Origin of the sequence: Shewanella acanthi (assembly GCF_019457475.1) — a bacterium.
In the GTDB taxonomy this organism is placed as follows: Bacteria; Pseudomonadota; Gammaproteobacteria; order Enterobacterales; family Shewanellaceae; genus Shewanella; species Shewanella acanthi.
Window position 1 is genome coordinate 904,629 of sequence record NZ_CP080413.1, and the last position, 23,813, is coordinate 928,441.

Annotated in this window: 18 protein-coding genes; 15 read left to right on the top strand and 3 right to left on the bottom strand. The window is 47.0% G+C overall.

What is annotated here, in order from left to right; all coding sequences use genetic code 11:
- Window positions 1–70 precede the first annotated feature (70 nt).
- Window positions 71–997: a DMT family transporter gene (locus K0H61_RS03995; protein ID WP_220051474.1), complete on the bottom strand. Its 927-nt coding sequence runs from the start codon at window positions 995–997 to the stop codon at window positions 71–73.
- 440 nt (window positions 998–1,437) lie between these two features.
- Between K0H61_RS03995 and dnaK the strand changes: the two genes are divergently transcribed.
- The 10 genes from dnaK (at window position 1,438) to carB (ending at window position 16,089) form a co-directional block, all read left to right on the top strand.
- Window positions 1,438–3,354 carry a molecular chaperone DnaK gene (gene dnaK, locus K0H61_RS04000; RefSeq protein ID WP_220051475.1) on the top strand — a complete coding sequence of 639 codons (1,917 nt, stop codon included), beginning with the start codon at window positions 1,438–1,440 and terminating at the stop codon, window positions 3,352–3,354.
- A 110-nt stretch (window positions 3,355–3,464) separates the two neighbouring features.
- The gene (dnaJ, locus tag K0H61_RS04005) at window positions 3,465–4,598 is read left to right on the top strand and encodes a molecular chaperone DnaJ (protein ID WP_220051476.1); all 1,134 of its coding nucleotides are present in this window, start codon (window positions 3,465–3,467) and stop codon (window positions 4,596–4,598) included.
- Window positions 4,599–5,125: 527 nt separating this feature from the next.
- Window positions 5,126–6,091, top strand: a complete 966-nt coding sequence (locus tag K0H61_RS04010; RefSeq protein WP_220051477.1) for a hypothetical protein — start codon at window positions 5,126–5,128, stop codon at window positions 6,089–6,091.
- Window positions 6,092–6,750: 659 nt separating this feature from the next.
- Window positions 6,751–8,091, top strand: coding sequence for a DEAD/DEAH box helicase (locus K0H61_RS04015; RefSeq protein WP_220051478.1), 1,341 nt, complete (start codon window positions 6,751–6,753; stop codon window positions 8,089–8,091).
- Between the two features lie 195 nt (window positions 8,092–8,286).
- Window positions 8,287–8,883, top strand: a complete 597-nt coding sequence (locus tag K0H61_RS04020) for a GNAT family N-acetyltransferase (protein WP_220051479.1) — start codon at window positions 8,287–8,289, stop codon at window positions 8,881–8,883.
- Window positions 8,884–9,034: 151 nt separating this feature from the next.
- Window positions 9,035–9,841, top strand: coding sequence for a M48 family metallopeptidase (locus K0H61_RS04025; protein ID WP_220051480.1), 807 nt, complete (start codon window positions 9,035–9,037; stop codon window positions 9,839–9,841).
- 165 nt (window positions 9,842–10,006) lie between these two features.
- On the top strand, window positions 10,007–10,624 hold the full coding sequence (gene bamJ, locus K0H61_RS04030; protein ID WP_220051481.1) for a BamJ family beta-barrel-assembly machinery protein: 618 nt from the start codon (window positions 10,007–10,009) through the stop codon (window positions 10,622–10,624).
- 72 nt (window positions 10,625–10,696) lie between these two features.
- Window positions 10,697–11,509, top strand: a complete 813-nt coding sequence (dapB, locus tag K0H61_RS04035) for a 4-hydroxy-tetrahydrodipicolinate reductase (protein WP_220051482.1) — start codon at window positions 10,697–10,699, stop codon at window positions 11,507–11,509.
- Window positions 11,510–11,678: 169 nt separating this feature from the next.
- Window positions 11,679–12,839, top strand: coding sequence for a glutamine-hydrolyzing carbamoyl-phosphate synthase small subunit (gene carA, locus K0H61_RS04040; RefSeq protein WP_220051483.1), 1,161 nt, complete (start codon window positions 11,679–11,681; stop codon window positions 12,837–12,839).
- Window positions 12,840–12,864: 25 nt separating this feature from the next.
- Window positions 12,865–16,089, top strand: a complete 3,225-nt coding sequence (gene carB, locus K0H61_RS04045) for a carbamoyl-phosphate synthase large subunit (protein ID WP_220051484.1) — start codon at window positions 12,865–12,867, stop codon at window positions 16,087–16,089.
- A gap of 117 nt (window positions 16,090–16,206) precedes the next feature.
- Here carB and K0H61_RS04050 read toward each other — a convergent pair whose 3' ends face one another.
- Window positions 16,207–16,986 (bottom strand): substrate-binding periplasmic protein, encoded by a 780-nt coding sequence (locus tag K0H61_RS04050; protein ID WP_220051485.1) that lies wholly within the window; start codon window positions 16,984–16,986, stop codon window positions 16,207–16,209.
- A gap of 264 nt (window positions 16,987–17,250) precedes the next feature.
- On the opposite strand from K0H61_RS04050, the gene K0H61_RS04055 reads away from it, so the two are divergent.
- Together K0H61_RS04055 and K0H61_RS04060 are read left to right on the top strand one after the other, a co-directional pair.
- A complete protein-coding gene (locus K0H61_RS04055) occupies window positions 17,251–18,423 on the top strand; it encodes an endonuclease/exonuclease/phosphatase family protein (protein ID WP_220051486.1) in 1,173 nt (390 codons plus the stop codon).
- A gap of 218 nt (window positions 18,424–18,641) precedes the next feature.
- Window positions 18,642–19,832 (top strand): class I SAM-dependent rRNA methyltransferase, encoded by a 1,191-nt coding sequence (locus K0H61_RS04060; RefSeq protein WP_220051487.1) that lies wholly within the window; start codon window positions 18,642–18,644, stop codon window positions 19,830–19,832.
- Between the two features lie 129 nt (window positions 19,833–19,961).
- Here the strand turns inward: K0H61_RS04060 and rpiA are convergent, their stop codons facing one another.
- Window positions 19,962–20,621, bottom strand: coding sequence for a ribose-5-phosphate isomerase RpiA (rpiA, locus tag K0H61_RS04065; RefSeq protein ID WP_220051488.1), 660 nt, complete (start codon window positions 20,619–20,621; stop codon window positions 19,962–19,964).
- Between the two features lie 249 nt (window positions 20,622–20,870).
- Here rpiA and K0H61_RS04070 point away from each other — a divergent pair, with 249 nt between their 5' ends.
- From K0H61_RS04070 to K0H61_RS04080, 3 genes are read left to right on the top strand one after another with little or no spacing between them, the layout of a single operon-like run.
- Window positions 20,871–21,794, top strand: a complete 924-nt coding sequence (locus K0H61_RS04070; protein WP_220051489.1) for a DUF808 domain-containing protein — start codon at window positions 20,871–20,873, stop codon at window positions 21,792–21,794.
- Between the two features lie 33 nt (window positions 21,795–21,827).
- A complete protein-coding gene (locus K0H61_RS04075; RefSeq protein ID WP_220051490.1) occupies window positions 21,828–22,730 on the top strand; it encodes a 3'-5' exonuclease in 903 nt (300 codons plus the stop codon).
- A 24-nt stretch (window positions 22,731–22,754) separates the two neighbouring features.
- A complete protein-coding gene (locus tag K0H61_RS04080; RefSeq protein ID WP_220051491.1) occupies window positions 22,755–23,789 on the top strand; it encodes a hypothetical protein in 1,035 nt (344 codons plus the stop codon).
- The last annotated feature ends 24 nt before the right edge of the window (window positions 23,790–23,813 follow it).

The window sequence follows — 23,813 nt, forward strand, 5'->3', positions numbered from 1 at the left end:
ATAAGGTCAATAGTGGGTAACGCAGTTAGGGTTACCTATGGTAGCCATAGGCAACCCTATAAAAGAGCATTTATTTACCTACATCCGAACCAGTCGCTAAGGCGTTTTTACGTTCCAAAAAGCGGGGTAATAATTGCTGTAACATCATACCCGTTAAGATAAAGCCAAGACCGATAAAGGTCGACACTTCAATGCTTTCCTGCAAAATCCAAGCAATAAAACCTATCGACATTACCGGCGATAAAAATACTAAGGTACTGATATTGGCGGTGCGGGTGGCTGTTTTGAGTGCCATTAACCACAGCACAAAGGTAATGCCCATCTCAAAGAGGCCAACATACATACCCGCTAGCACGGCATCGGGACTAAAACTTGGCAAGGTATCGGTGAGCAGTAACGTAATGACAATAAAAGGCAGGCCGATAGTAAAGCTTAACAGCAGGCTAACGACAGGATCGCCCTGATCTTTGGTATTCACAATCCAATATAAACACCACAGCAGGGTGCTGGTCAGCGCTAGACCAATCCCGAGTGGGCTATCGAAGTTAAAATCGCTAACATCACCGCCGGTGGCAATAATAAACACCCCCGTGTAGGCAATTAGCGCAGCCGCAATATCACTTTTACGTAGCACTTGTTTTAGCAGTGGCGCGGCAAGTAAAGGTAATAACACCGCCCACGTATAATTGAGCGATAACGCCTGTTGGGCTGGCAGTAAGGAGTAGGCCTTAAACAATACTACATAGTAGAGAAAAGGGTTGATTAAGCCTGTTATCAGATAAAAAGCCGGACGGCGGAGTAATTGTTGCTTAAGCAGTGGGAGCTTTTTTTGCCACGCCAGAATGCCACCTAAGGTCACGATTGAGGTGATTACAGCCACAAACACTAATTGCAGGGGGCTATAAAATCCAAGCGCAATTTTAAAGGCGGTGGCAACCGTCGACCAAAGTATTACCGCCGCCATGCCGTACACATAGGCCCAATTTGAAGATTTCACTCACGCTTTTCCTATTAACGAAAACCCTATTCTTTATTAAGCATGGATTGAATAACAGCGGCCTGTGATAAGCAAGTGGATTTTAGTGATTGAATATTTTATTCACTTTGTAAAGAAGGTTAGGGGATTGTTTGTGTCTTTTTTGTGCTAAAAACAACTCACATTGTTTTTATATTGAACTTTAAGTCTCTGTTATTTATTAGGTTGGTATTTATTATTTTGGGTTGCTGTACCCAACAGGTTCGCTGTTAGTCTCCCTCCTAGTTACCAAAAAGATAACTAAGAAAATTTTTTTGTTAGCCCTTGTAATTAAAATCACTGTCCCAATATAGGTGTTAAGGCAGAGAAGGTGGCCACTGTGGACTTGAAAAACATGTGTCCGGCCCCATATCAAAACCAACTTATAAATTTAGTTCGACAGAATTTTTTCGGAGGACCTCATGGGTAAAATTATTGGTATCGACTTAGGCACAACAAACTCTTGTGTAGCTGTCCTCGATGGCGGCAAAGCACGCGTATTAGAAAATGCTGAAGGCGATCGCACAACCCCGTCAATCATCGCATACACAGACGATGAGACTATCGTGGGTCAACCTGCAAAACGCCAAGCGGTAACTAACCCTAACAATACTTTCTTCGCGATCAAACGTCTGATCGGTCGTCGCTTCAAAGATGACGAAGTTCAACGTGACGTGAACATCATGCCTTTCAAAATTATCCAAGCCGACAACGGTGATGCTTGGGTTGAATCACGTGGCAACAAGATGGCACCACCACAGGTTTCAGCTGAAATCCTGAAAAAAATGAAGAAAACGGCAGAAGACTTCTTAGGTGAAGAAGTGACTGAAGCGGTAATTACCGTACCTGCATACTTCAACGATTCTCAACGTCAAGCTACTAAAGATGCGGGTCGCATCGCAGGTCTTGAAGTTAAACGTATTATCAACGAACCAACGGCTGCAGCGCTTGCCTACGGTATCGACAAGAAGCAAGGCGACAATATCGTTGCAGTGTACGACTTAGGTGGTGGTACATTCGATATTTCTATCATCGAAATCGACAGCAACGACGGCGACCAAACCTTTGAAGTATTAGCAACGAACGGTGACACCCACTTAGGTGGTGAAGACTTCGACAACCGTTTAATCAACTACTTAGCTGACGAGTTCAAGAAAGAGCAAGGCTTAGATCTGCGTAAAGATCCTTTAGCAATGCAACGTCTGAAAGAAGCGGCTGAAAAGGCGAAGATCGAGCTTTCAAGCACCAACCAAACTGAAGTTAACCTGCCATACATCACTGCCGATGCAACAGGTCCTAAGCACTTAGTGGTGAAAATCACCCGTGCTAAGTTAGAGTCTTTGGTTGAAGACTTAATCGTTCGCACTTTAGAGCCATTAAAAGTGGCACTGGCTGACGCTGACTTATCAGTATCAGACATCAACGAAGTGATTCTGGTGGGCGGTCAAACCCGCATGCCTAAGGTTCAAGAAGCAGTGACTAACTTCTTCGGTAAAGAGCCACGTAAAGACGTCAACCCAGACGAAGCCGTTGCTGTTGGTGCTGCGATTCAAGCGGGCGTACTGTCAGGCGACGTGAAAGACGTTCTGCTGTTAGACGTAACACCACTGTCTCTGGGTATCGAAACCATGGGCAGCGTAATGACCAAGCTGATTGAGAAAAACACCACGATTCCTACTAAGGCACAGCAAGTTTTCTCAACAGCCGATGACAACCAAAGCGCAGTGACTATTCACGTACTGCAAGGTGAGCGTAAGCAAGCGAGCGCGAACAAGTCATTAGGTCAGTTCAACTTAGAAGGTATTGAGCCAGCGCCACGTGGTATGCCACAAATCGAAGTGATGTTCGATATCGACGCTGACGGTATTCTGCACGTTTCTGCTACCGACAAGAAAACCGGTAAGAAACAAAACATCACCATCAAAGCTTCTTCTGGTTTAAGCGAAGAAGAAGTGGCACAAATGGTACGTGACGCAGAAGCTCACGCCGAAGAAGACAAGAAATTCGAAGAGTTAGTGCAAGCTCGCAACCAAGCTGACGGCTTAGTTCATGCAACTAAGAAACAAGTGGAAGAAGCTGGCGACGCTCTGCCTGCCGATGACAAGGCAAAGATTGAAGCGGCAATGAGCGCGGTTGAAGTGGCCTCTAAAGGTAACGACAAAGAAGCCATCGAAAAAGCGACTCAGGAGCTGATTGAAGCTTCTGCCAAGCTGATGGAAATTGCTCAAGCTAAAGCTCAGGCTCAAGGCGGCGCACAAGACGCTGGCCAAAAGTCTAACGCGACTGCCGATGATGTTGTCGATGCTGAATTTGAAGAAGTGAAAGACGACAAGAAATAATGATTTGTTTTCAGTCCAATAGATTGATTTCAAATAGTTAATTCTAGGCGGGCGTTACGGGGCAACCCTAACGCCCGTTCGTTCAACTTAAGCTGAAGAAGCAAGAGAATATGTCAAAGCGAGATTATTACGAAGTATTGGGCGTTGGTCGTGACGCCAGCGAACGGGAAATCAAAAAGGCTTACAAACGTCTGGCCATGAAGTATCACCCGGATCGTAACCCAGGCGATAAAGAAGCCGAAGCCAGCTTTAAAGAAGTCAAAGAAGCCTACGAAATCCTGACCGATGCCAATAAGAAGGCGGCCTATGACCAATTTGGTCATGCGGGTGTGGATCCAAACCGTGGCGGCGGTGGCGGCTACGGCGGCGCAGGGGATTTCGGCGATATTTTCGGTGATGTCTTTGGCGATATTTTCGGTGGTGGACGTCGCGGCGGCCAACGTCAGGCTGCTCGCGGCTCAGATCTGCGTTACAACCTCGAACTGTCTTTAGAAGAAGCGGTTAAGGGCTTAACCAAAGAAATCCGTATTCCAACGCTGGCAAGCTGTGATGTGTGTGACGGTAGCGGCGCGAAAAAAGGCACCTCGGCAACGACCTGTGGTACCTGTCATGGCCAAGGCCAAGTGCAGATGCGCCAAGGTTTCTTCGCGGTGCAGCAAGCCTGTCCAACCTGTCATGGTCGCGGCAAGATCATTAAAGATCCATGTGGTAAGTGCCATGGCGAAGGCCGTGTCGAGAAGACTAAAACCCTATCAGTTAAGATCCCTGCCGGTGTTGATACGGGCGACCGTATTCGTTTAGCGGGTGAAGGTGAAGCGGGTGAATTTGGTGCGCCTCCAGGGGATTTATATGTTCAGGTGAATGTCCGTGAACATGCAATCTTCGTTCGTGATGGCAACAACCTCTACTGCGAAGTGCCTATTTCATTCACGAAAGCCGCGCTCGGTGGCGAGATTGAAGTGCCGACACTCGATGGTAAAGTGAGCCTTAAGATCCCTGCAGAAACCCAAACGGGTCGTATGTTCCGCCTACGCGGTAAAGGGGTGAAATCGGTTCGCAGCCATGCGGTAGGCGATTTGCTTTGCAAAGTGGTGATGGAAACCCCTGTTAACTTAAACGATCGTCAAAAAGAACTGTTACGTGAATTTGAAGCCACCTTAACCGGTGAATCAAAGAAGCACAGCCCAAAGGCTGAAGGTTTCTTCGATGGCGTGAAGAAGTTCTTTCAAGATTTAAATAGCTAATTAGGTTTAGTGGTGCCGCTGTTATGTCAGTTAGCAGCGCACTAGATGAATAAAGCCCCACAGTGTTAAATACTTGCGGGGCTTTTTTATGGTTGTTTTATGCAAAAACAACTTAAAAGGTTTGATGTTAGTTTGATTGTTCTACTTTGCTATTTGTCTTTATAGCCGAGATTGTTTGTGACTTAAACCTGGCTTTAGGTTTCTCTTTTTTAAAAGAAAAGTCAAAGTCGTGGGGCTTCACCCCACACCCGACCAAGGAGGACTGCTCGTCCTATCCTCCTTGGATGCTCCAAGACGCCCCTAACGGAGTTGAAAACCCCTTGGGCATTAAGCGTCTTAATGCTATCGCGTCAGACGCTCGTCCCTGATTCGACTGACGCTATCTCGGCATCCATGCCTCGATCACGCAACGAACGCAAATGCCCTGCGGCAACTCCGAGGGGATGGTGAACTTTTTTAGCCACAGTGGCTGTTAATTTTAAAAGAACGTTGTCGGTCCGCTCTTTTATTGGGTTAGTGTACTATTGGTGAAGTACCAAACTTTAAGCCGTAATAATATTGATATTATGGATTCAACTGTGGATGTAGTTTGCTACTTATCTAATCTTCCCCTAAGTGGTATTACAGTGACTACTGAACTGGATGGTAGCTGGAGCAGAAATAATATTCCTCTATCGGCTTTCGGCTACAGCATGCTCATAACTCAAGATATAGAGTTGCTCAGGTCTAAGCAGAACGAGCTACGTGGTAAATTTGTTCAAACATCCCAAGTATTCATCAATAACGTTACATCGGTGGATGACCTTGAGCAGAACATGATGATGCTGGCTGAAATGCTCACCTTTGCCACCAACTCTCAAGTTGGTTTCATTGGTTGGGAGCTCATCGGTGGCGATAGCGGTAAAGGAAACCTAGGCCGTATACGTTCCATTGGTGGTTGTTACTCAGCATTCAAATCGCCATTTTGCTTAATAAGGTCTATCCAGGCAGTTCGTTTTATTGAAAATTGTTGGCAAACATATAGCGAGCTCCGCTTACCAAGAAAACTCAACGTTGCAATTGATCTATTTACTATTCCAGATGCCAAAGAACTCCCATTAGAGCTCAAGTTGGGCACAACTTTCATTCTTTTAGAAAACCTCAAGGCTTCTTATGCGCATGGCGTATATACCTTCAAAAATGGCAACTACTTTGTCCATGGAGGTAGAGATAAAAAAACATATGCTGAACTGGTGACTGAAATGTTCGAATTGGTCGGTATGCCTCAGACCAACACGTGGAAAGATCTCAGAAACGCTATCATACATAGTGGCCTTTGTGAGTTATCGCCTGAGGATATGCACGAACAGTATTCACTGTGTCGCGATGCAATTACAGAATACCTTCTTAGACTGCTTGGATATCAAGGTGAGTTTTTCCTCTACTCTGGCGATGGTTACACAACAAAAGTCATTCGCTTAAATAATCTCGAACCTGTAGCTACAACCGAGTAGTATTTCTTGCTGTTTAAAATCAATTAACTTCAGACGCAATAAGACTAGTCATGTTCGTAGCAGTCAAAAAGCACTAAAGATTTTTGAAGTCCAAGGGAGCAATGGCTAATTGCCCAACAGCTTTCTATAAAATAAAGGACAGGCTGATTTCTTTTGAGACTAACTGCCAACACTTCAAATTTAGGAGTTCACCTTCCCCTGCGAAGTTGCCGCGGGGCGTTGGAATTGATTGCGTCAGTCCGGTCATGGTCGTTCTCGTGCATCCATGCACTTCACGACATTCAGGCATCCTGCCTATCAGATGACCGGCTAGCTTTCGGGGTACAGGATGTACCATCGGAAGCGATAGCAATTTATCCATAAGACCAAGGCCAGTCTCTAATGCATGTAACTTCGCTAGGGACGCCGGGGGATTTCCAAAAGGGGAACAGGCGCTTTTCCCCTTTTGGTCGGGTGTGGGGTGAAGCCCCACGACTTTGATTATGTTTTTGGTTTAGATATTTAAACAAATTAAAACTTAAGGTATTTAGTGGCCTAACACGCATAGTTAAATATACCGTCGAAAACTACTCCAAGGCTTTAGTCAAAGCCGAAACAACATTGGTATTAACAGCCAACTCTGCGTAAACTTTCGCTCCCATGTTTTTATCGGTATTGTGATGACCATTCCTAAGCCTTTTTCTTCTCCAGAGTCTTCCCCTGAGTCGTTAACCTTTGCCGAACTTGGGTTAAATGCTGCATTACTTAAAGCCTTGCCTACAAGGCTGAAACATCCGACACGGATACAGCAATTAGCGATTCCGGCGATTCTTGAAGGGCGAGATCTGTTAGCGCTTTCACAAACCGGTAGTGGTAAAACCTTCGCTTTTGGTTTGCCCTTGCTACAAATCCTCAGGCAACAAATTGCTGCGCAAACGACTGCAAACTCAGTGCCCACTGCCAATGCGCAGGCGTTAGTGTTAGTGCCAACGCGGGAGTTAGCTCAGCAGGTGACGAAGGCGCTGCACGCGCTGGCGAGTGAGTTATCCGCATCTTTGCATATTCTGCTTCTGTGTGGTGGCGTTTCGCAGGAAGACCAATTAGCCGAACTTGCTGCTAAGCCACAGCTTTTAGTGGCAACACCAGGGCGCTTATTGGACTTATGCATACAGTCCCATATTAGCCTCGATTTGATAAAACATTTAGTGCTGGATGAGGCCGACCGTTTGCTGGAAATGGGATTTTGGCCAGATGTGCAAAAGCTGATGGCGTTGATGCCCAAGCGTAAGCAAACCTCGTTGTTTTCAGCCACTTTGCCAGAGGCTTTGGATAACCTGGCGGGGAAATTGCTGACCAATGATCCCCTACGCGTTGAGGCCAGTACACTAAATTCAGTTGCTGCCGAAATTGAAGAGCGGCTTTATTTAGTCAACAAGGGCAGCAAGGCGCAGGCATTAATTGCGCTATTAAAACAATATCAATGGCCGCAGGTGCTGGTGTTTATTAGCGCCCGTGATGATGCCGATGCCGTCGCTAAACGACTCGGCAAAGCGGGGATGAAAGCTGCCGCGCTGCACGGCGAGAAAGATCAAACCGTGCGTAGCCAAACCTTAGCCGACTTTAAAGCCAATCGCATTCAAGTATTGGTGGCGACGGATTTAATGGCGCGGGGTATTCATGTTGATGCCTTGCCTGTGGTGATCAACTTAGACTTACCTGCGAGTGCGCCTGTGTATGTGCATCGAATTGGCCGCACTGCCAGAGCGGGAGCAAAAGGGCTGGCGATTTCCCTTGTATGCCACGGTGAAATGGCTTTCTTAACCGCGATCCGCAGTTTGACCGCGAGGGAGTTACCGCTGGCATTATTGGCTGACTTTCCAGTAACGGATAAGCCGAGTGAAAAAAACACTGATGACGGCGTCAATGGCAAGGTTGAGCGTAAACGACCGCCGCGGGATAAACAGGCGAATCGTCGTAGCATTAACAAGCACAGCGCCAAAGCGTTTAAAGGTAAGCGTTGAATTTAAGCTATTTATAGTGAAGCCAGAGTGGAATCATCCTGATGCAAAGGGGAAGTAAGAGTTAAGCTATCCCTTGCCTTCAAGCTCGGTTCGCCGCTATCTTAAACCGCGAAGTGAATAAGGTTCATTAGCTGCTGTTAACGTTCTCGTTCTGGGTGTAACTTAGTGACTCATTGATATTAAGGGAGCTAAGTCTTGGAAGCGACATTGGCGTTAAGCAAAGCACTTCATAGCCTGGTCAATCACGGTTTAACCACCAAACGTTTTATACTTCGTCCATTTCAGCGAGCGGATCTTGAGGCGTTCACCGCCTATCGCGCCGACCCTAAGATTGCCAAATATCAAAGTTGGACGGATTACCGCTATAGTGATGCAGTCGCACTATTCGAGAAGATGGATTATGCACAATTTGGTGCGGCGGATACTTGGTTTCAACTGGCGATTGTCAGCGCGGCGTCGGGAACGACATCGACTAAACTCGTTGGCGATCTGGCGCTGCATTTTATTGATGAGCAGCAAATGGAAATCGGCTTTACGATTGCGCCTGAGCATCAAGGCCAACAGGTTGCATTTGAGGCGGTCAGTGCATTGCTGCATTACCTTTTTGTGGCGCTTGGCAAACATCGGGTTATTGCGGTAACGGATGTAGAAAATCTTGCCAGCTGCCGCTTACTCGAAAAACTCGGTTTTAGGCGCGAAGCCCATTATGTGAAAAATATCTTCTTTAAGGGCGCGTGGGGCGATGAGTATCTCTATGCCTTGCTAAAGGAGGAGTATCTTAAGTCTTGCTAATCTTCGATGGCATTTGGCAACATCATTCTATCTCAGTAAACTCCCTGCAGAATTTCAGCAAAGCGTGCTTAAACTATTAAACATTTCGTTGTTGAGTATTGGGGCGTATTGATGACCATTGAGTCTCCCCCATTGGATTAAGGAGTTACATATGAAATCACGGACTATAGTATTGGCCCTTGGCGTGACCTTAGCTCTATCTGGCTGTGCGACCACTAAATCGCCAACAGGGCGCGGCCAAACGTTGCTTTATTCTGCTTCTCAGATGCAGCAAATGGGGGATGCCTCGTTTGAAGAAATGAAAAAGCAGCAGAAAATCAGCACTAACAATAAGTTAACTCAATACGTTAATTGCGTCGCCAATCGAGTAACGGCGGTTTTACCCGATCAAAGCCAAAAATGGGATGTAGTGTTATTCGATTCAGAGCAAGTGAACGCCTTCGCCTTACCTGGCGGCCATATTGGGGTTTACACCGGATTACTCAAAGTGGCGACCACTCCCGATCAGTTAGCGACAGTTTTGGGTCACGAAGTTGCCCACGTACTGGCGCAGCACGGAAACGAGCAGGTGTCCCGCGCGCAGATGACGGGGGTTGGGATGCAAATTGCCGATGCGGCCCTCGGCGCGGGGGGGATTTCCAATAAAGATCTCTATATGTCAGCCCTCGGATTAGGTGCACAGGTTGGGGTATTGTTGCCCTTTGGTCGCGCCCAAGAAAGTGAAGCTGACGTTATGGGATTAGAGCTCATGGCGCGAGCGGGCTTTGACCCAGCCCAAAGCGTGATTCTGTGGCAAAACATGTCAAAGGCGGGCGGCAGTCAGGGCCCCGAATTGTTATCGACTCACCCATCAAACAGTAATCGAATTTCACAATTAGCAAAATTACAGGCTGAGGTGTTACCGCTCTATCAAAGCGCTAAGGCGAATGTAAAAAACCAATGTGTAGTCCCTAAATAGCTGGTAGTGAAGACCAAAGCAGTTAAGCAGGGTGTTTAGATAAGGATTCAAACCGCAGCTAAATTTGCCGCAAAAGTTAAATAAGCAGTCAGTTTATCAGCATAGGGCAGAGAACTATGGTAAACTGCCCCGCAAAATTCCATTGAACATTGAGAGTCGTAAATTATGTCTGATAAATTCAGTACTGTTGAACAGCAAGCAAGCTATGGTGTTGGTCGTCAAATGGGCGAGCAATTAGCCGCTAACTCTTTTGAAGGTGTTGACATTGCCGCCGTTCAAGCAGGCCTTGCCGATGCTTTTGCTGGTGTTGAAAGCGCTGTTTCTATGCAGGATATGCAAGTTGCATTCACTGAAATTAGCCGTCGCATTCAAGCTGAACAAGAAGCTGCTGCCGCTGCTGCTTCTGCAGAAGGCGAAGCGTTCTTAGCTGAAAACGCTAAACGTGAAGGCGTAATCGTGACTGACTCTGGTCTGCAATACGAAGTATTAATTCAAGGTGAAGGTGCAAAACCAACCTACGAAGATACAGTACGCACTCACTACCATGGTTCTTTCATCAATGGTGATGTGTTCGACAGCTCTGTTGTTCGCGGCCAACCTGCTGAGTTCCCAGTATCTGGCGTTATCGCTGGCTGGACCGAAGCATTGCAACTGATGCCAGTGGGCACTAAGTTAAAATTATTCGTTCCACACCACTTAGCATATGGTGAGCGTGGTGCTGGTGCTTCTATTCCTCCATACTCAACTTTAGTATTCGAAGTCGAGTTATTAGACATCGTCTAATCTGATTGAAACGCCTAAGCCAGTCTTAGGCGTTTTTTTATGGAAGAGTCAAGTAAGCGTTAGGAGAGAAAAATGAGTGGACAGGTGAGAGTTGCTATCGTCGGTGCCAGTGGTCGCATGGGACGGACTCTTATTGAAGCGGCGTACCAACAGGACAATATTCGTCTGGGCGCGGCGATTGAGCGTGCGGGTTCGAGCCTCGTTGGTGTCGATGCCGGTGAACTTGCTGGTGTAGGCAAATTGCATGTCGCCATCTTAGATTCATTGGATTTTGCCGCGGATGATTTCGATGTATTAATCGATTTTACTGCGCCTGATGCCAGCATTGTCCATTTAGATTGGTGTGTGCGTCATAAGAAAGCCATGGTGATTGGTACTACGGGTTTTAACCACGCACAAAAAGAACAGATCAATGCCTTTGCCGAGCAAACCCCAGTGGTGCTCGCACCAAACATGTCAGTGGGCGTGAACCTCATGTGGAAACTGCTCGAAGTGGCTGCCGAAGTCATGGGCAACTACACCGACATCGAGATCATCGAAGGCCACCACAGATACAAGAAAGACGCACCATCGGGCACCGCCCTTAAGATGGGTGAAGTGATTGCCAAGACCTTAGGTCGCGATCTGGAAAAATGTGCCGTCTATGGCCGTGAAGGGATCACTGGCGAACGTGACCGTGAAACCATTGGTTTTGCGACAATTCGTGCTGGCGACTTAGTGGGTGAGCACACTGCGATGTTTGCCGATATCGGTGAGCGTTTAGAAATCACCCACAAAGCCTCAAGCCGTATGACTTTTGCAAACGGTGCCATGCGTGCAGCCCATTGGTTGGTTGAGCAGGAGCCGGGTCTATACGACATGCAGCAAGTGTTAGGGTTAAATTAAAAAATATAAACGCCATTTTGGCGTTTTTTTTTGCAATCAAATTTCAATTTGTAGACGAGTTTTGAAATATCCTGTAAACTCGCTGGAATTTGTCAAAATTTCGTAAATACGCGGAAATTGGTATCTTAACACATCATAAAATTATTATATTTCAGTAGCTTGGCTCTTTATGGAGGTCGTGTTGATAAAGTCTGCCTTACTCGTACTCGAAGATGGAACCGTATTCACTGGCACAGCGATTGGTGCCGATGGTCTTTCTGTTGGTGAAGTTGTTTTTAACACTTCGATGACAGGTTACCAAGAAATTTTAACTGACCCCTCTTATTCACGCCAGATAGTTACATTAACGTACCCACATATCGGTAATACTGGCACTAATGATGAAGACGTCGAATCCAATGGGGTTCACGCTTGTGGTTTAATCATTCGCGATCTTCCTCTCGTAGCAAGTAGCTTCCGTAATCAACAAACCCTCAGCGATTATCTAAAAGCCAACAACGTGGTTGGTATTGCCGATATCGATACCCGCAAATTAACGCGTATCCTACGTGAAAAAGGTGCCCAAGCCGGTTGCATCATGGCGGGTTCTGACTTAGATGAAGCCAAAGCGCTTGCAGCAGCTAAAGCCTTCCCAGGTCTTAAGGGCATGGATTTAGCGAAAGAAGTCACAACTGAAACGGCTTACCAATGGCGTAAAGGTAGCTGGCGTTTAGTGGGTGGTTTACCATCTGACACCCCAGCCGAAGAGTTGAAGTACAAAGTGGTTGCCTACGACTACGGCGTTAAGCAAAACATCCTGCGTATGTTGGTTGACCGTGGCTGTGACGTGACTGTCGTTCCTGCTAAAACACCTGCTGCTGAAGTGTTAGCGATGAACCCAGACGGTGTGTTCCTCTCTAACGGCCCAGGTGACCCAGAGCCATGCGATTACGCCATCGAAGCGATTCAGCAAATCCTGAAAACAGATACTCCCATATTCGGTATCTGTTTAGGCCACCAATTACTGGCTCTGGCTTCAGGCGCTAAAACCTTAAAGATGAAGTTTGGTCACCACGGTGCTAACCACCCAGTGAGCAATATCGAAAAAGGTAACGTGATGATCACCAGCCAAAACCACGGTTTTGCTGCCGATGAAGACACATTACCTGCCAATATCAAAGTGACCCACAAGTCACTGTTCGACGGTTCACTGCAAGGTATCCATCTGACGGACAAACCAGCATTTAGCTTCCAGGGTCACCCTGAAGCCAGCCCTGGTCCAAACGATGCGGCCCCGCTGTTCGATCACTTTATCGAGCTCATTGAACAATTCCGTCAGAACAACAAGTAGTACGCAAGCTAGGAGAAGAGAAGTAATGCCAAAACGTACAGATATAAAGAGTATTCTTATCCTAGGTGCCGGCCCAATCGTGATTGGTCAGGCATGTGAGTTCGATTATTCAGGCGCCCAAGCCTGTAAAGCCCTACGTGAAGAAGGTTACCGCGTTATTCTGGTGAACTCTAACCCAGCCACCATTATGACTGACCCAGAAATGGCCGATGCAACTTACATCGAACCAATCCAATGGGAAGTGGTACGCAACATTATCGCTAAGGAACGTCCTGACGCTATCCTGCCAACCATGGGCGGTCAAACCGCACTGAACTGTGCTCTGGAACTTGAAGCCAAAGGCGTATTAGCAGAATTTAACGTTGAAATGATTGGTGCAACTGCTGACGCAATCGACAAAGCAGAAGACCGTAGCCGTTTCGACAAAGCCATGAAGAGCATCGGCTTAGAATGTCCACGCGCGGGTATCGCCCACAGCATGGAAGAAGCCTACGGCGTTCTCGATCTCGTTGGTTTCCCTTGTATTATCCGTCCATCATTCACTATGGGTGGTTCAGGCGGTGGTATCGCCTACAACAAGGAAGAGTTCGAAGAAATCTGTTCTCAAGGTTTAGATTTATCGCCAACCAAAGAGCTTTTAATCGACGAGAGCTTAATCGGTTGGAAAGAATACGAGATGGAAGTGGTTCGTGACCGTAACGACAACTGCATCATCGTCTGTTCTATCGAAAACTTTGACCCAATGGGCGTGCACACCGGTGACTCTATTACCGTTGCACCAGCACAAACCTTGACCGACAAAGAATACCAAATCATGCGTAACGCCTCGATGGCCGTACTGCGTGAGATTGGTGTTGAAACTGGTGGTTCGAACGTACAGTTTGGTATCAACCCGAAAGATGGCCGTATGGTTATCATCGAGATGAACCCACGTGTATCACGTTCATCTGCACTGGCTTCTAAAGCTACCGGCTTCCCAATCGCGAAAATCGCTGCCAAGTTAGCAGTGGGTTTCACCCTCGATGAGCTGATGAACGACATCACTGGCGGCCGCACCCCAGCATCGTTCGAGCCAGCTATCGACTACGTTGTGACTAAAGTACCGCGCTTTAACTTTGAAAAGTTCGCCGGTTCAAATGATCGCTTAACCACTCAGATGAAATCTGTAGGGGAAGTGATGGCGATCGGCCGTACTTTCCAAGAATCACTGCAAAAAGCACTGCGTGGTTTAGAAGTAAGCCGTCACGGTTTCGACCCAATCATCGATATCACTAAAGCTGAGTCATTAGCTCGCATTCGCTTAGAACTCAAAGAGCCAGGTTGTGACCGTATTTGGTACATCGCCGATGCCATGCGCGCGGGTTTAACCTTGGATGAAATCTTCCGTTTAACCAACATCGACCCATGGTTCTTGGTTCAAATCGAAGAGTTAATCAAGCTTGAAGGCCAAGTGGCCGAAGGCGGTTTAGCCGGTCTTAACGAAGAGCTGCTGCGTAAACTCAAGCGTAAAGGTTTTGCCGATGCGCGTCTGGCCGCAGTTCTTGGCGTAAACGAAGCCGAAGTTCGCAAACTGCGTGACCGTTTCGACATCCACCCAGTGTACAAGCGCGTAGATACCTGCGCCGCTGAATTTGCCACCGACACCGCTTACATGTACTCAACTTATGAAGAAGAGTGTGAAGCGAACCCATCAGATCGTGAAAAAATCATGGTATTAGGTGGTGGTCCAAACCGTATTGGTCAAGGTATCGAATTCGACTACTGCTGTGTGCATGCAGCGCTTGCACTGCGTGAAGACGGTTATGAAACCATCATGGTTAACTGTAACCCTGAAACCGTTTCTACCGACTACGACACCTCAGATCGTCTGTACTTCGAGCCAGTGACCCTTGAAGACGTATTAGCCATCGTCCGTATCGAGAAGCCAAAGGGCGTTATCGTACAGTACGGTGGTCAAACGCCACTGAAATTGGCCCGCGCCCTTGAGGCCGCAGGTGTACCAATCATCGGTACTAGCCCAGATGCGATTGACCGCGCGGAAGACCGTGAGCGTTTCCAACAGGCGATTCAACGTCTGGAAATGAAACAGCCTGAAAACGATACAGTGACCACTGTTGAAGGTGCTGTGATTGCCGCTGAGCGTATTGGTTATCCATTAGTGGTTCGTCCATCCTACGTCCTTGGCGGCCGCGCGATGGAAATCGTTTACGACCAACAGGATTTACTGCGCTACTTCAACGAAGCGGTCAGCGTATCTAACGCATCGCCGGTACTGTTAGACCACTTCTTAGATGATGCCATCGAAGTGGATATCGACGCGGTATGTGACGGCGAGACAGTAGTTATCGGCGCGATCATGGAGCATATCGAGCAGGCGGGTGTTCACTCTGGTGACTCTGGTTGTTCTCTGCCGCCATACACCTTAAGCCAAGCTATCCAAGACGAAATGCGCGTACAAGTGCGTAAGCTTGCGATGGAGCTGGGTGTAGTGGGTCTGATGAACGTACAGTTCGCAGTGAAGAATAACGAAATCTACATGATTGAAGTTAACCCACGTGCAGCCCGTACCGTACCTTTCGTTTCGAAAGCAACTGGCGTGCCTTTAGCTAAGATTGCCGCCCGTGTGATGGCAGGCCAAAGTCTGAAAGCGCAAAACTTCACCGAAGAAGTGATCCCACCTTTCTACTCAGTGAAAGAAGTGGTACTGCCATTTAACAAGTTCCCTGGCGTTGACCCACTGTTAGGCCCAGAAATGCGCTCAACGGGTGAAGTTATGGGTGTAGGCGATACCTTCGCTGAAGCCTACGCTAAAGCGCAGTTAGGTGCGATTTCTGAAGTGCCTAAATCAGGCCGTGCACTGCTGTCTGTTCGTAACAGCGACAAGAAGCGTGTTGCCGATTTAGCGGCTAAGTTAATCGAGCTGGGCTACCAAATCGATGCAACCCACGGTACTGCAGTGGTATTAGGCGAAGCGGGTATTAACCCTCGCTTAGTCAACAAAGTACACGAAGGTCGTCCGCACATTTTGGACCGCATCAAGAACGGTGAGTACACCTACATTGTAAACACCACCGAAGGTCGTCAGGCGATTGAAGATTCTCGTCAATTACGCCGCGGTGCTCTGCGTTACAAGGTGAGCTACACAACCACTATGAATGCTGCGTTCGCGACTTGTATGGCGCACACTGCCGATGATCGTTCTAACGTGACGTCTGTTCAAGAGCTACATAAGCGCGTATTAGCTAAGTAATCTTAGCAAGATCTAGAAAAGGCCGTATCGCTTAGGTGATACGGCCTTTTTATTAGGGGTAAAAATTGTCAAACACCAATACCGCATTAACTTTGTTACGCGACTGAAACTGAGATTTTACTGGAAGTTACCGCCTAATCGCTCGGTCCACATTGGTGGGTTTTCATTGGGCAGCCACTTCTGATAGATACTGGCAAAGGTGCCATCTTGTTTCATCGCATCAAGTGTCGTTTGCCACTGCTCTATCACTTCTTCCGAAGTGCCCTTGGAGAAGGCGATATACAGCAAATTATCGCTAAGCGTAAAGATGGATTTGACCGCATCTGGGGGCGCGCCCGCTTCACGCAGAATCGATGTCGTGGTGAGGTTAGTATTACACCAGATATCTATTCGCTGCTTGAGTAGTTGTTTAGCACTAAAGAGCGGGGTTGAGGTGGTGGCAATATTCTCAAATCCATGTTCTTTCAGTGTCTGTTCTTCTACCGACTCACGGTAAACCCCAATGGCTTTAGCATGCTTTGCATCTTCAAGGGATGAGATAGTAATTTGACTGTTTTGCAGGGTATAAAAATTTACTGTGCCGGCGGCAATGGGGCCTACGAGGGTAAATAATTTTTCGCGGTCAACGGTTTTGGTCATTGCAAACAGCACAGTATTGGGCTGCTTGGTCATGATGGTCCAGCCTCTTGCCCATGGTACTATTTGGATTGGCTCTTGGGTATTAATCCGTTTTTGAATTTCTTGAACAATTTCAACTGCTAAACCAGTAGGTTGATGATCGGACGTAAAGCTAATCGGCGCCCATTCTTCAGAGTAAATTGTTAAAGGCTGTGCGAATACGGGAACTGAAAAGCTAATAAGAGCGAGGCTGCACAATATAGCGATGAGACGTTTCATTTTTGACCCTACAAATTTGCATGTTACACATGAGTCACACGGCTCGCTCAGGCAACTTAATCAGTTATGAAAACTGTAAATCAATGGTTTACAGGGTTCAAGGGCTATAATAGTCCCATGGGAATATTATCGGCTTAATGTGCTGTAACGTGTTAAATAACCGCGTTTATTTAATTTTTTGAGTTGGTTTTACTCATTAAACTAACGGATGACTGCATCGCAGGTTTTATGATGGCGGTTTAGCCAATGAGGCATAAAAAGCGGATGGTAGGGTATACGAGTGTTGGGAGTGAACTAAAGGTGTTAATAAATAGTGATGAAAGTACTGCGTCAAAGGCAGTGCAGTTTACTCTGGCGACAATCAATTTATTTAACTTCATTGAGCCGCCCTTAGCTTTTTACGATTTTGAAAATATTTATTCCCAGTCCCAGTGGCAGAGAAAATGCCAGTGGTTTAGCGATTTTCTTAGCCATCAAATACCTGATATTGTGGGCTTTCAGGAAGTGTTTAGTCCAAATGCACTGCAAGCTCTAGCTTTGGAAAACGGGTTGCCTCATTTTGTTGTTATCGATAAACCGACGTTAATTAAGGATTATATCTATCAGAGTCCCGTCGTGGCGCTTGCGTCGCGTTTTCCGATAGTTGAGGTGGCAGGGGTCGAGCCTGATACACAATTAGTTGCGGCTATGGGGCTTTCCTCAAATTTTAGTTTTAGTCGCAAAGTTCTTAGAGCCACGGTGGCTATGCCTCATATCGGCGAGTGCGATTGTTATGTAGTGCATTTTAAATCTAAGCGACCCGGGCTTGCCCTTGATGCTGCCGAAATAGACGCCCTTAAAAATACGGATACAAAACTTAATGCTGAGCCGCTGCTGCTAACCGAGCAAGCGTTAGGTCGCTGGGCATCGACCATGCAACGCGGTGCTGAGGCGGCCTTGCTATATCATGCCATATTAAAGCGCAGGCAAGACACTTCAAAGCCTGTGATCTTGATGGGAGATTTTAATGACACCCTATCAATGGGGGCGCTCGATGCCTTGAACATGCGCGGTGAGTCCATTCATGGCAATGATATTAAGGCGGCTGGCTTAGGCGCGTTATCCGATGCTGCCCTTGCAAAACGCTTTACTCATTATCAGTTAACTGATGCCTTTGAATTATTTATCGAGGCCAACTTATTTGTTGAGGAAAATCACGCCGATAATACGGATTATTATCGTCAGCACCGCAGCGCGACCCATTACTATGGGCCAAAGGGCTCGGTATTGGATTATATTCTGCTGTCAAACGAGTTCGATGCAAGGGATGGCGCAAGTTTGGCTCAAGTGACAGATTACCAAACCTGCGATAGGCACCTAGTGCGTCCTGAGTTTGAGCGTGATGCCTATAGTACTGACCATGCGCCCATTGTTGTCGAGATTACCCTTCGTAGCTAGTTGTTAATTTGTTTTGATATTTGGCGCAGTAAGCTATTAACGGATTAAAAATAAGCTAACATTTTCATCTTTAGCGATGGGCTATTGGTGCGTTAGGCTCGCACTTAAAGGGCATAAGCGGTATCATCCGCATCCATTTTAGACGGCGGCGCCCCGACAACAGGCGGCAAATTTTTAGGCGTACTTCAAGGTAGTACGCACTATTTAAAGGTGAAGTAATGGCTATCAGAATCAAACTTAAACCCGGTCGTGAGAAATCACTCGAGCGTCGCCATCCTTGGGTATTTTCAAACGGTATCCACAATGTGAAGGGTAAGCCAGAGCCAGGTCAAACCGTTGATGTGGTTGCCCACGATGGCCATTGGTTGGGCCGTGGCGCTTGGTCACCTGAGTCGCAAATCCAAGTACGTATTTGGACTTTCGACCGTGAAGAGGAAATCGATCGCGAGTTCTTTAAACGCCGTATTGAGCGCGCTCAAGCGGGCCGTGATGATCTGATAGCAGAGCAGGGCTTAACGGGTTACCGTTTAATTGCCGCCGAGTCCGACGGTTTACCCGGTATTACTATCGATAAATACGCTAACGTATTAGTTTGTCAGCTATTAAGCATGGGCGCCGATGTATGGCGTGAGACTTTGGTCGAGGTGCTGGCTGAGTTATATCCCGATTGCGCTATCTATGAGCGCTCTGACGTTGATGCCCGTAAGAAAGAAGGCCTAACATCAACGATGGGACTATTACATGGCACCTTGCCTGACATGCCAGTGATTATCGAAGAGAACGGTATCAAGATCGCGGTGGATGTGACTAAGGGCCATAAAACTGGCTTCTACCTTGACCAGCGGGATAACCGCGCCATGGCTGCCCGTTTTGTGAAGGGTAAATCGGTACTTAATTGTTTCTGTTACACGGGCACCTTTGGTCTTTATGCTGCAAAAGCGGGCGCTGCGATCATTGAGAACGTTGATGTGTCGTCATTAGCCCTAGATACCGCGCGTTTAAATATGAAGGTCAACGGACTAAACGATGATCACGTGCATTACAACGAGGCCGATGTATTCAAGTTACTACGCCAATACCGCGATGAAGGTAAGACCTTCGATGTGATTGTGCTCGACCCGCCGAAGTTTGCCGATAATAAATCGCAGCTCAATGGTGCCTGCCGTGGCTATAAAGATATCAATATGATTGCGCTGCAGTTATTAAATCCGGGGGGGGTGTTATTAACCTTCTCTTGCTCGGGATTAATGCCAGCGGATCTGTTCCAAAAAATCGTTGCCGATGCAGCGCTAGATGCAAAACGTGAGATTCAGTTTATCGAGCGTTTAAGCCAAGCAAGCGATCACCCTATTGGTAGCGCTTTCCCTGAAGGGTTCTATTTGAAGGGCTTAGTTGCCAGAGTCTGGTAAGCACTCTTTGCGCGTTGAATTAATGAAAAGGATTTACTAAAAAGCCGGAACTAAAGTTCCGGCTTTTTTATGCGCTATACGCTATTAATGGGCTTTGGGTGATGGGCTTAAAAGGCCAAACAAAGCGGATTATTCGGTATAGGTTTTTACGCCGTCAGGCGTGCCAACCAGCAATACGTTTGCACCGCGTTTGGCAAATAGGCCGTTAGTCACCACACCTACGATAGCATCGATTTGGGCTTCTAATTCCTTCGGGTTGACAATCTTCAGATTGTAAACATCGAGGATCACGTTGCCGTTGTCTGTGATAACGCCTTCACGGTAAACAGGATCGCCGCCCAGTTTTACTAGCTCGCGCGCGACATAGGAGCGTGCCATTGGGATCACTTCGACTGGCAGTGGGAATTCACCTAGAATATCCACTTGCTTAGTGTTATCCACGATACACACAAATTTCTCAGCCACAGCGGAAACAATTTTCTCACGGGTAAGGGCTGCACCGCCGCCTTTGATCATGTCCATATGGCCGTTGATCTCATCTGCGCCATCAACGTAAACCGATAATTTATCTACGCTATTGAGGTCGTACACAGGAATGCCAAGGGCTTTCATTTTTTGAGTAGAGGCTTCAGAGCTTGAAACCGCACCTTCGATGTCGGCTTTCATGGTCGCCAATGCATCGATAAAGTGATTGACGGTAGAGCCTGTGCCCACACCAACAATGCTGTCCTTCTCAACGTATTTGAGGGCGGCCCAGCCTGCAGCTTTTTTCATTTCATCTTGGGTCATATTTGCATCCTGTTACGGCAAATGAGTCATTATTATGGGCGTATTATACTCGTTTCTGTTAAAGAATGGGGCGCAAAAATCCCTAAGGCGTGAACTATCTTCATCGATGTTGGTTTTGGGGAGATTCTCGTTAAGCTAAAAAGGAGTGATAACGCTTTTGAGTGCATTTGACTATGTGCTACATAGCTAACTAAGTTACTATGAGTAAAGCATTATTAGGCTCATTGATGAAATTTTAAGGAAGATGTTATGGCGGGTGCGAGTTTATTAACGTTGCTCGATGATATTGCCACGATTTTGGATGATGTTGCGGTAATGAGTAAGGTAGCGGCCAAGAAAACCGCAGGGGTGTTAGGCGACGATTTAGCGTTAAATGCTCAGCAAGTGACTGGCGTGAGTGCTGATCGTGAGTTACCCGTTGTATGGGCTGTTGCGCTTGGATCTTTTAGAAATAAGTTGATCTTAATTCCCGCTGCTATGGTCATTAGTGCCTTTGCCCCATGGGCGATTACGCCGTTGCTGATGTTTGGTGGCTTGTTTTTATGTTTCGAAGGTTTTGAGAAGCTGTACCACAGCTATAGCCACCGCAAGGAAAAAGGCCATCAAGAGGAAAAGCCCACACCGGAAATAACGGATCTCGCTAAATATGAGGCCGAAAAAGTCAAAGGAGCGATTCGCACCGACTTTGTATTATCCGCCGAAATCATTGCTATCACCCTCGGAATTGTCGCTGAAAAAACGCTAACGACGCAGTTTTTTACCCTCGCCATTGTCGGTGTGGTCATGACCTTTGGGGTATATGGACTGGTGGCGGGTATTGTCAAAATGGATGATGCCGGTCTGTATTTAAGCAAGCGCCAAGGCGATTCGGCCTACACTCGATTTAATCGACAGTTTGGCTTTATGTTACTGAGTGCGGCGCCGCTGTTGATGAAGGGGTTAACTATCGTCGGCACCGCAGCCATGTTTATGGTGGGGGGCGGCATCTTAACCCATGGATTGCCCATGCTTGGCGATAAAATCCATCATTTAGGTGAAGTCACTGCTGAGGTCGCTGTTGTGGGGCCGCTACTTGGGTTGATTACCCCAACCTTAGTTAATGCGGTGTTTGGTATCGTCGCGGGCGCTGTTGCTGTGATGATTATCTCTGCTATTCAAAAGCTGCGTGCTTAAGTTATCCATGAAGCTATTTAAGGAGCTCTTTTGATGCAGTTAATGCGTGCCTGCCTAACCCCCAATAAACTCGCTTGGCTTAATCAGGAGTTCGGTGAACACGCAGATGCGTTGATTGCAGCAATGGATGAGGCGGGGATCGCCTATTTACAGCGGCTTCAAACCCTTGAATCGAGCGGCGAAGATAATGACCTTTCAATGCGCTTTGCTTGGTTTGAGCAAAAGCTTGCCTTAACAACCAGGCTGAATGATAAAGAGCTGAGCGAGCTGCCCTCCTTTTGCCTTGATGGGCTTAAGGTCAAGCTTGTCCAGCCATCTGATATGGCAGTTGTGGTGCAAGACTTAAATTCAGCCCAAGTGCTTGGTTTTGATACTGAAACCAGAGCGAGTTTTCAGGTAGGTGAACATCATCCATTAAGTTTGATTCAAATCGCGACTGATGATTGCTGCTACCTTTTTCAACATGCACTACTAGGGGATGACTTAGCCCAGCTTAAACCTGTCCTTGAAAATGAAGCCATTCTCAAGGTGGGTATTGGTCTTCGAAGCGACACCCATGCGCTTAAACGGCAATGGAATATCCAGCTTAATTCGAGGCTAGATCTTAACTGGGTGTTAGCGCAGCTTGGTGCGGGAAAGGAGATGGGCACGCGTCAACTCGCCGCCGTGTTACTCAAAAGGCAAATTGAGAAGTCTAAAAAAGTCACCCTATCTAACTGGCAACAAGTGCCATTAACTGAGGCGCAAATCCGCTATGCCTCCATCGATGTCTTTGTTGCGATTCAGTGTTTTAATGCGCTTATTGCTAAATTAAGCGTTTTTTATGATCCAAGTGCAGCTAGGTCTTTGCTGCCACAGAATCTCGCTGCTCGGTTAGCCGTCTATTTAAGTGCTGATAAGTTAAGTGCTGATAAGTTAAGTGCAGATAAGGATTAGCGCGATGTCAGGAAATGGGCTGCTATGTTAAATGCGATTTGTGTGCTCGATGAGCAGAGCCTTAAGTTTGATGCCATTAGTGCGCAAACCTTAGGCTCAGCCTCCATTAAAGCCATCACCTATAGCATTTTTACTTTTGCGCAATTACCCTTTGATGAGATTGAGCGTTTAAGACAGCAACTATTTTGCCCAGCCTGTTTGGGCCGCGCCTATTTTCGCAAAGCCTCGAGTGACGGTAAAGCAGCCTGTTTTGGCTCCCGCTACCATAAAGCGGACTGCATCGAGTTTAAGCCATCGGCGCAAAAGTCCCGTGAAGAAAAAGATGCCATTGAAGTCCATCAGCAATTACTCGATGCCGATGCGCTGATTATCGATTTCAGCATTAGGCCGACTCGTGCGTCGAAAAGTAAAAAGTCAAAAGAGATAGAGGCTCAAGCTTCCAATCCGAGTGTTAATTTAAAGACCGGAGATCAGCAGAGCGAGCCAAGCTCAAAGGCAGGCGATGAAAAGCTTAATATTGAATCTTCTCAATCGGATATGGCTGGTGGAGTAAGGGAGGAGGGCGCTCAATATCAAACAAATGAAGAGAATCCCCAAGCCAATTCAAATGCCAATACACCGCTTAAGAGGACCCCAAGCCAAGGGCTAGAGAAATTACTGCATAGCCTATTGCGGGGTTCTGACCTAGCGACATCGGATCTATGGGTTTATACCGATGCGCAGCGCAAGTATCGCTGGCGGGCGAAAAATCTGTTTGTGAATTTTGCCAATGCCGACCCTGAAGATCCCAAACCGCATCTTTTTTGGGGCACCTTATCCCATACCGATGTCACTATGACATGGCTCAATCCCGCCGACAGCAAGGATATTGGTATTCCGATTGCGGGCGTAAAAGACACCTTATTTAAGCAATTTGCCATCAAAGATAAACGGGATTTAGAAGGCGCAGGGTTGATTTTGTTCGGTAAATGTTTTTGGAATAAAGAAAAGAGCCGTAAAATTATTCAGCTTTGGGATAAAGATATCTCACGCATCTATATTTCCCGTGCAGAGGATTAAGTTCTAGATAGGATTTCTTTAGGT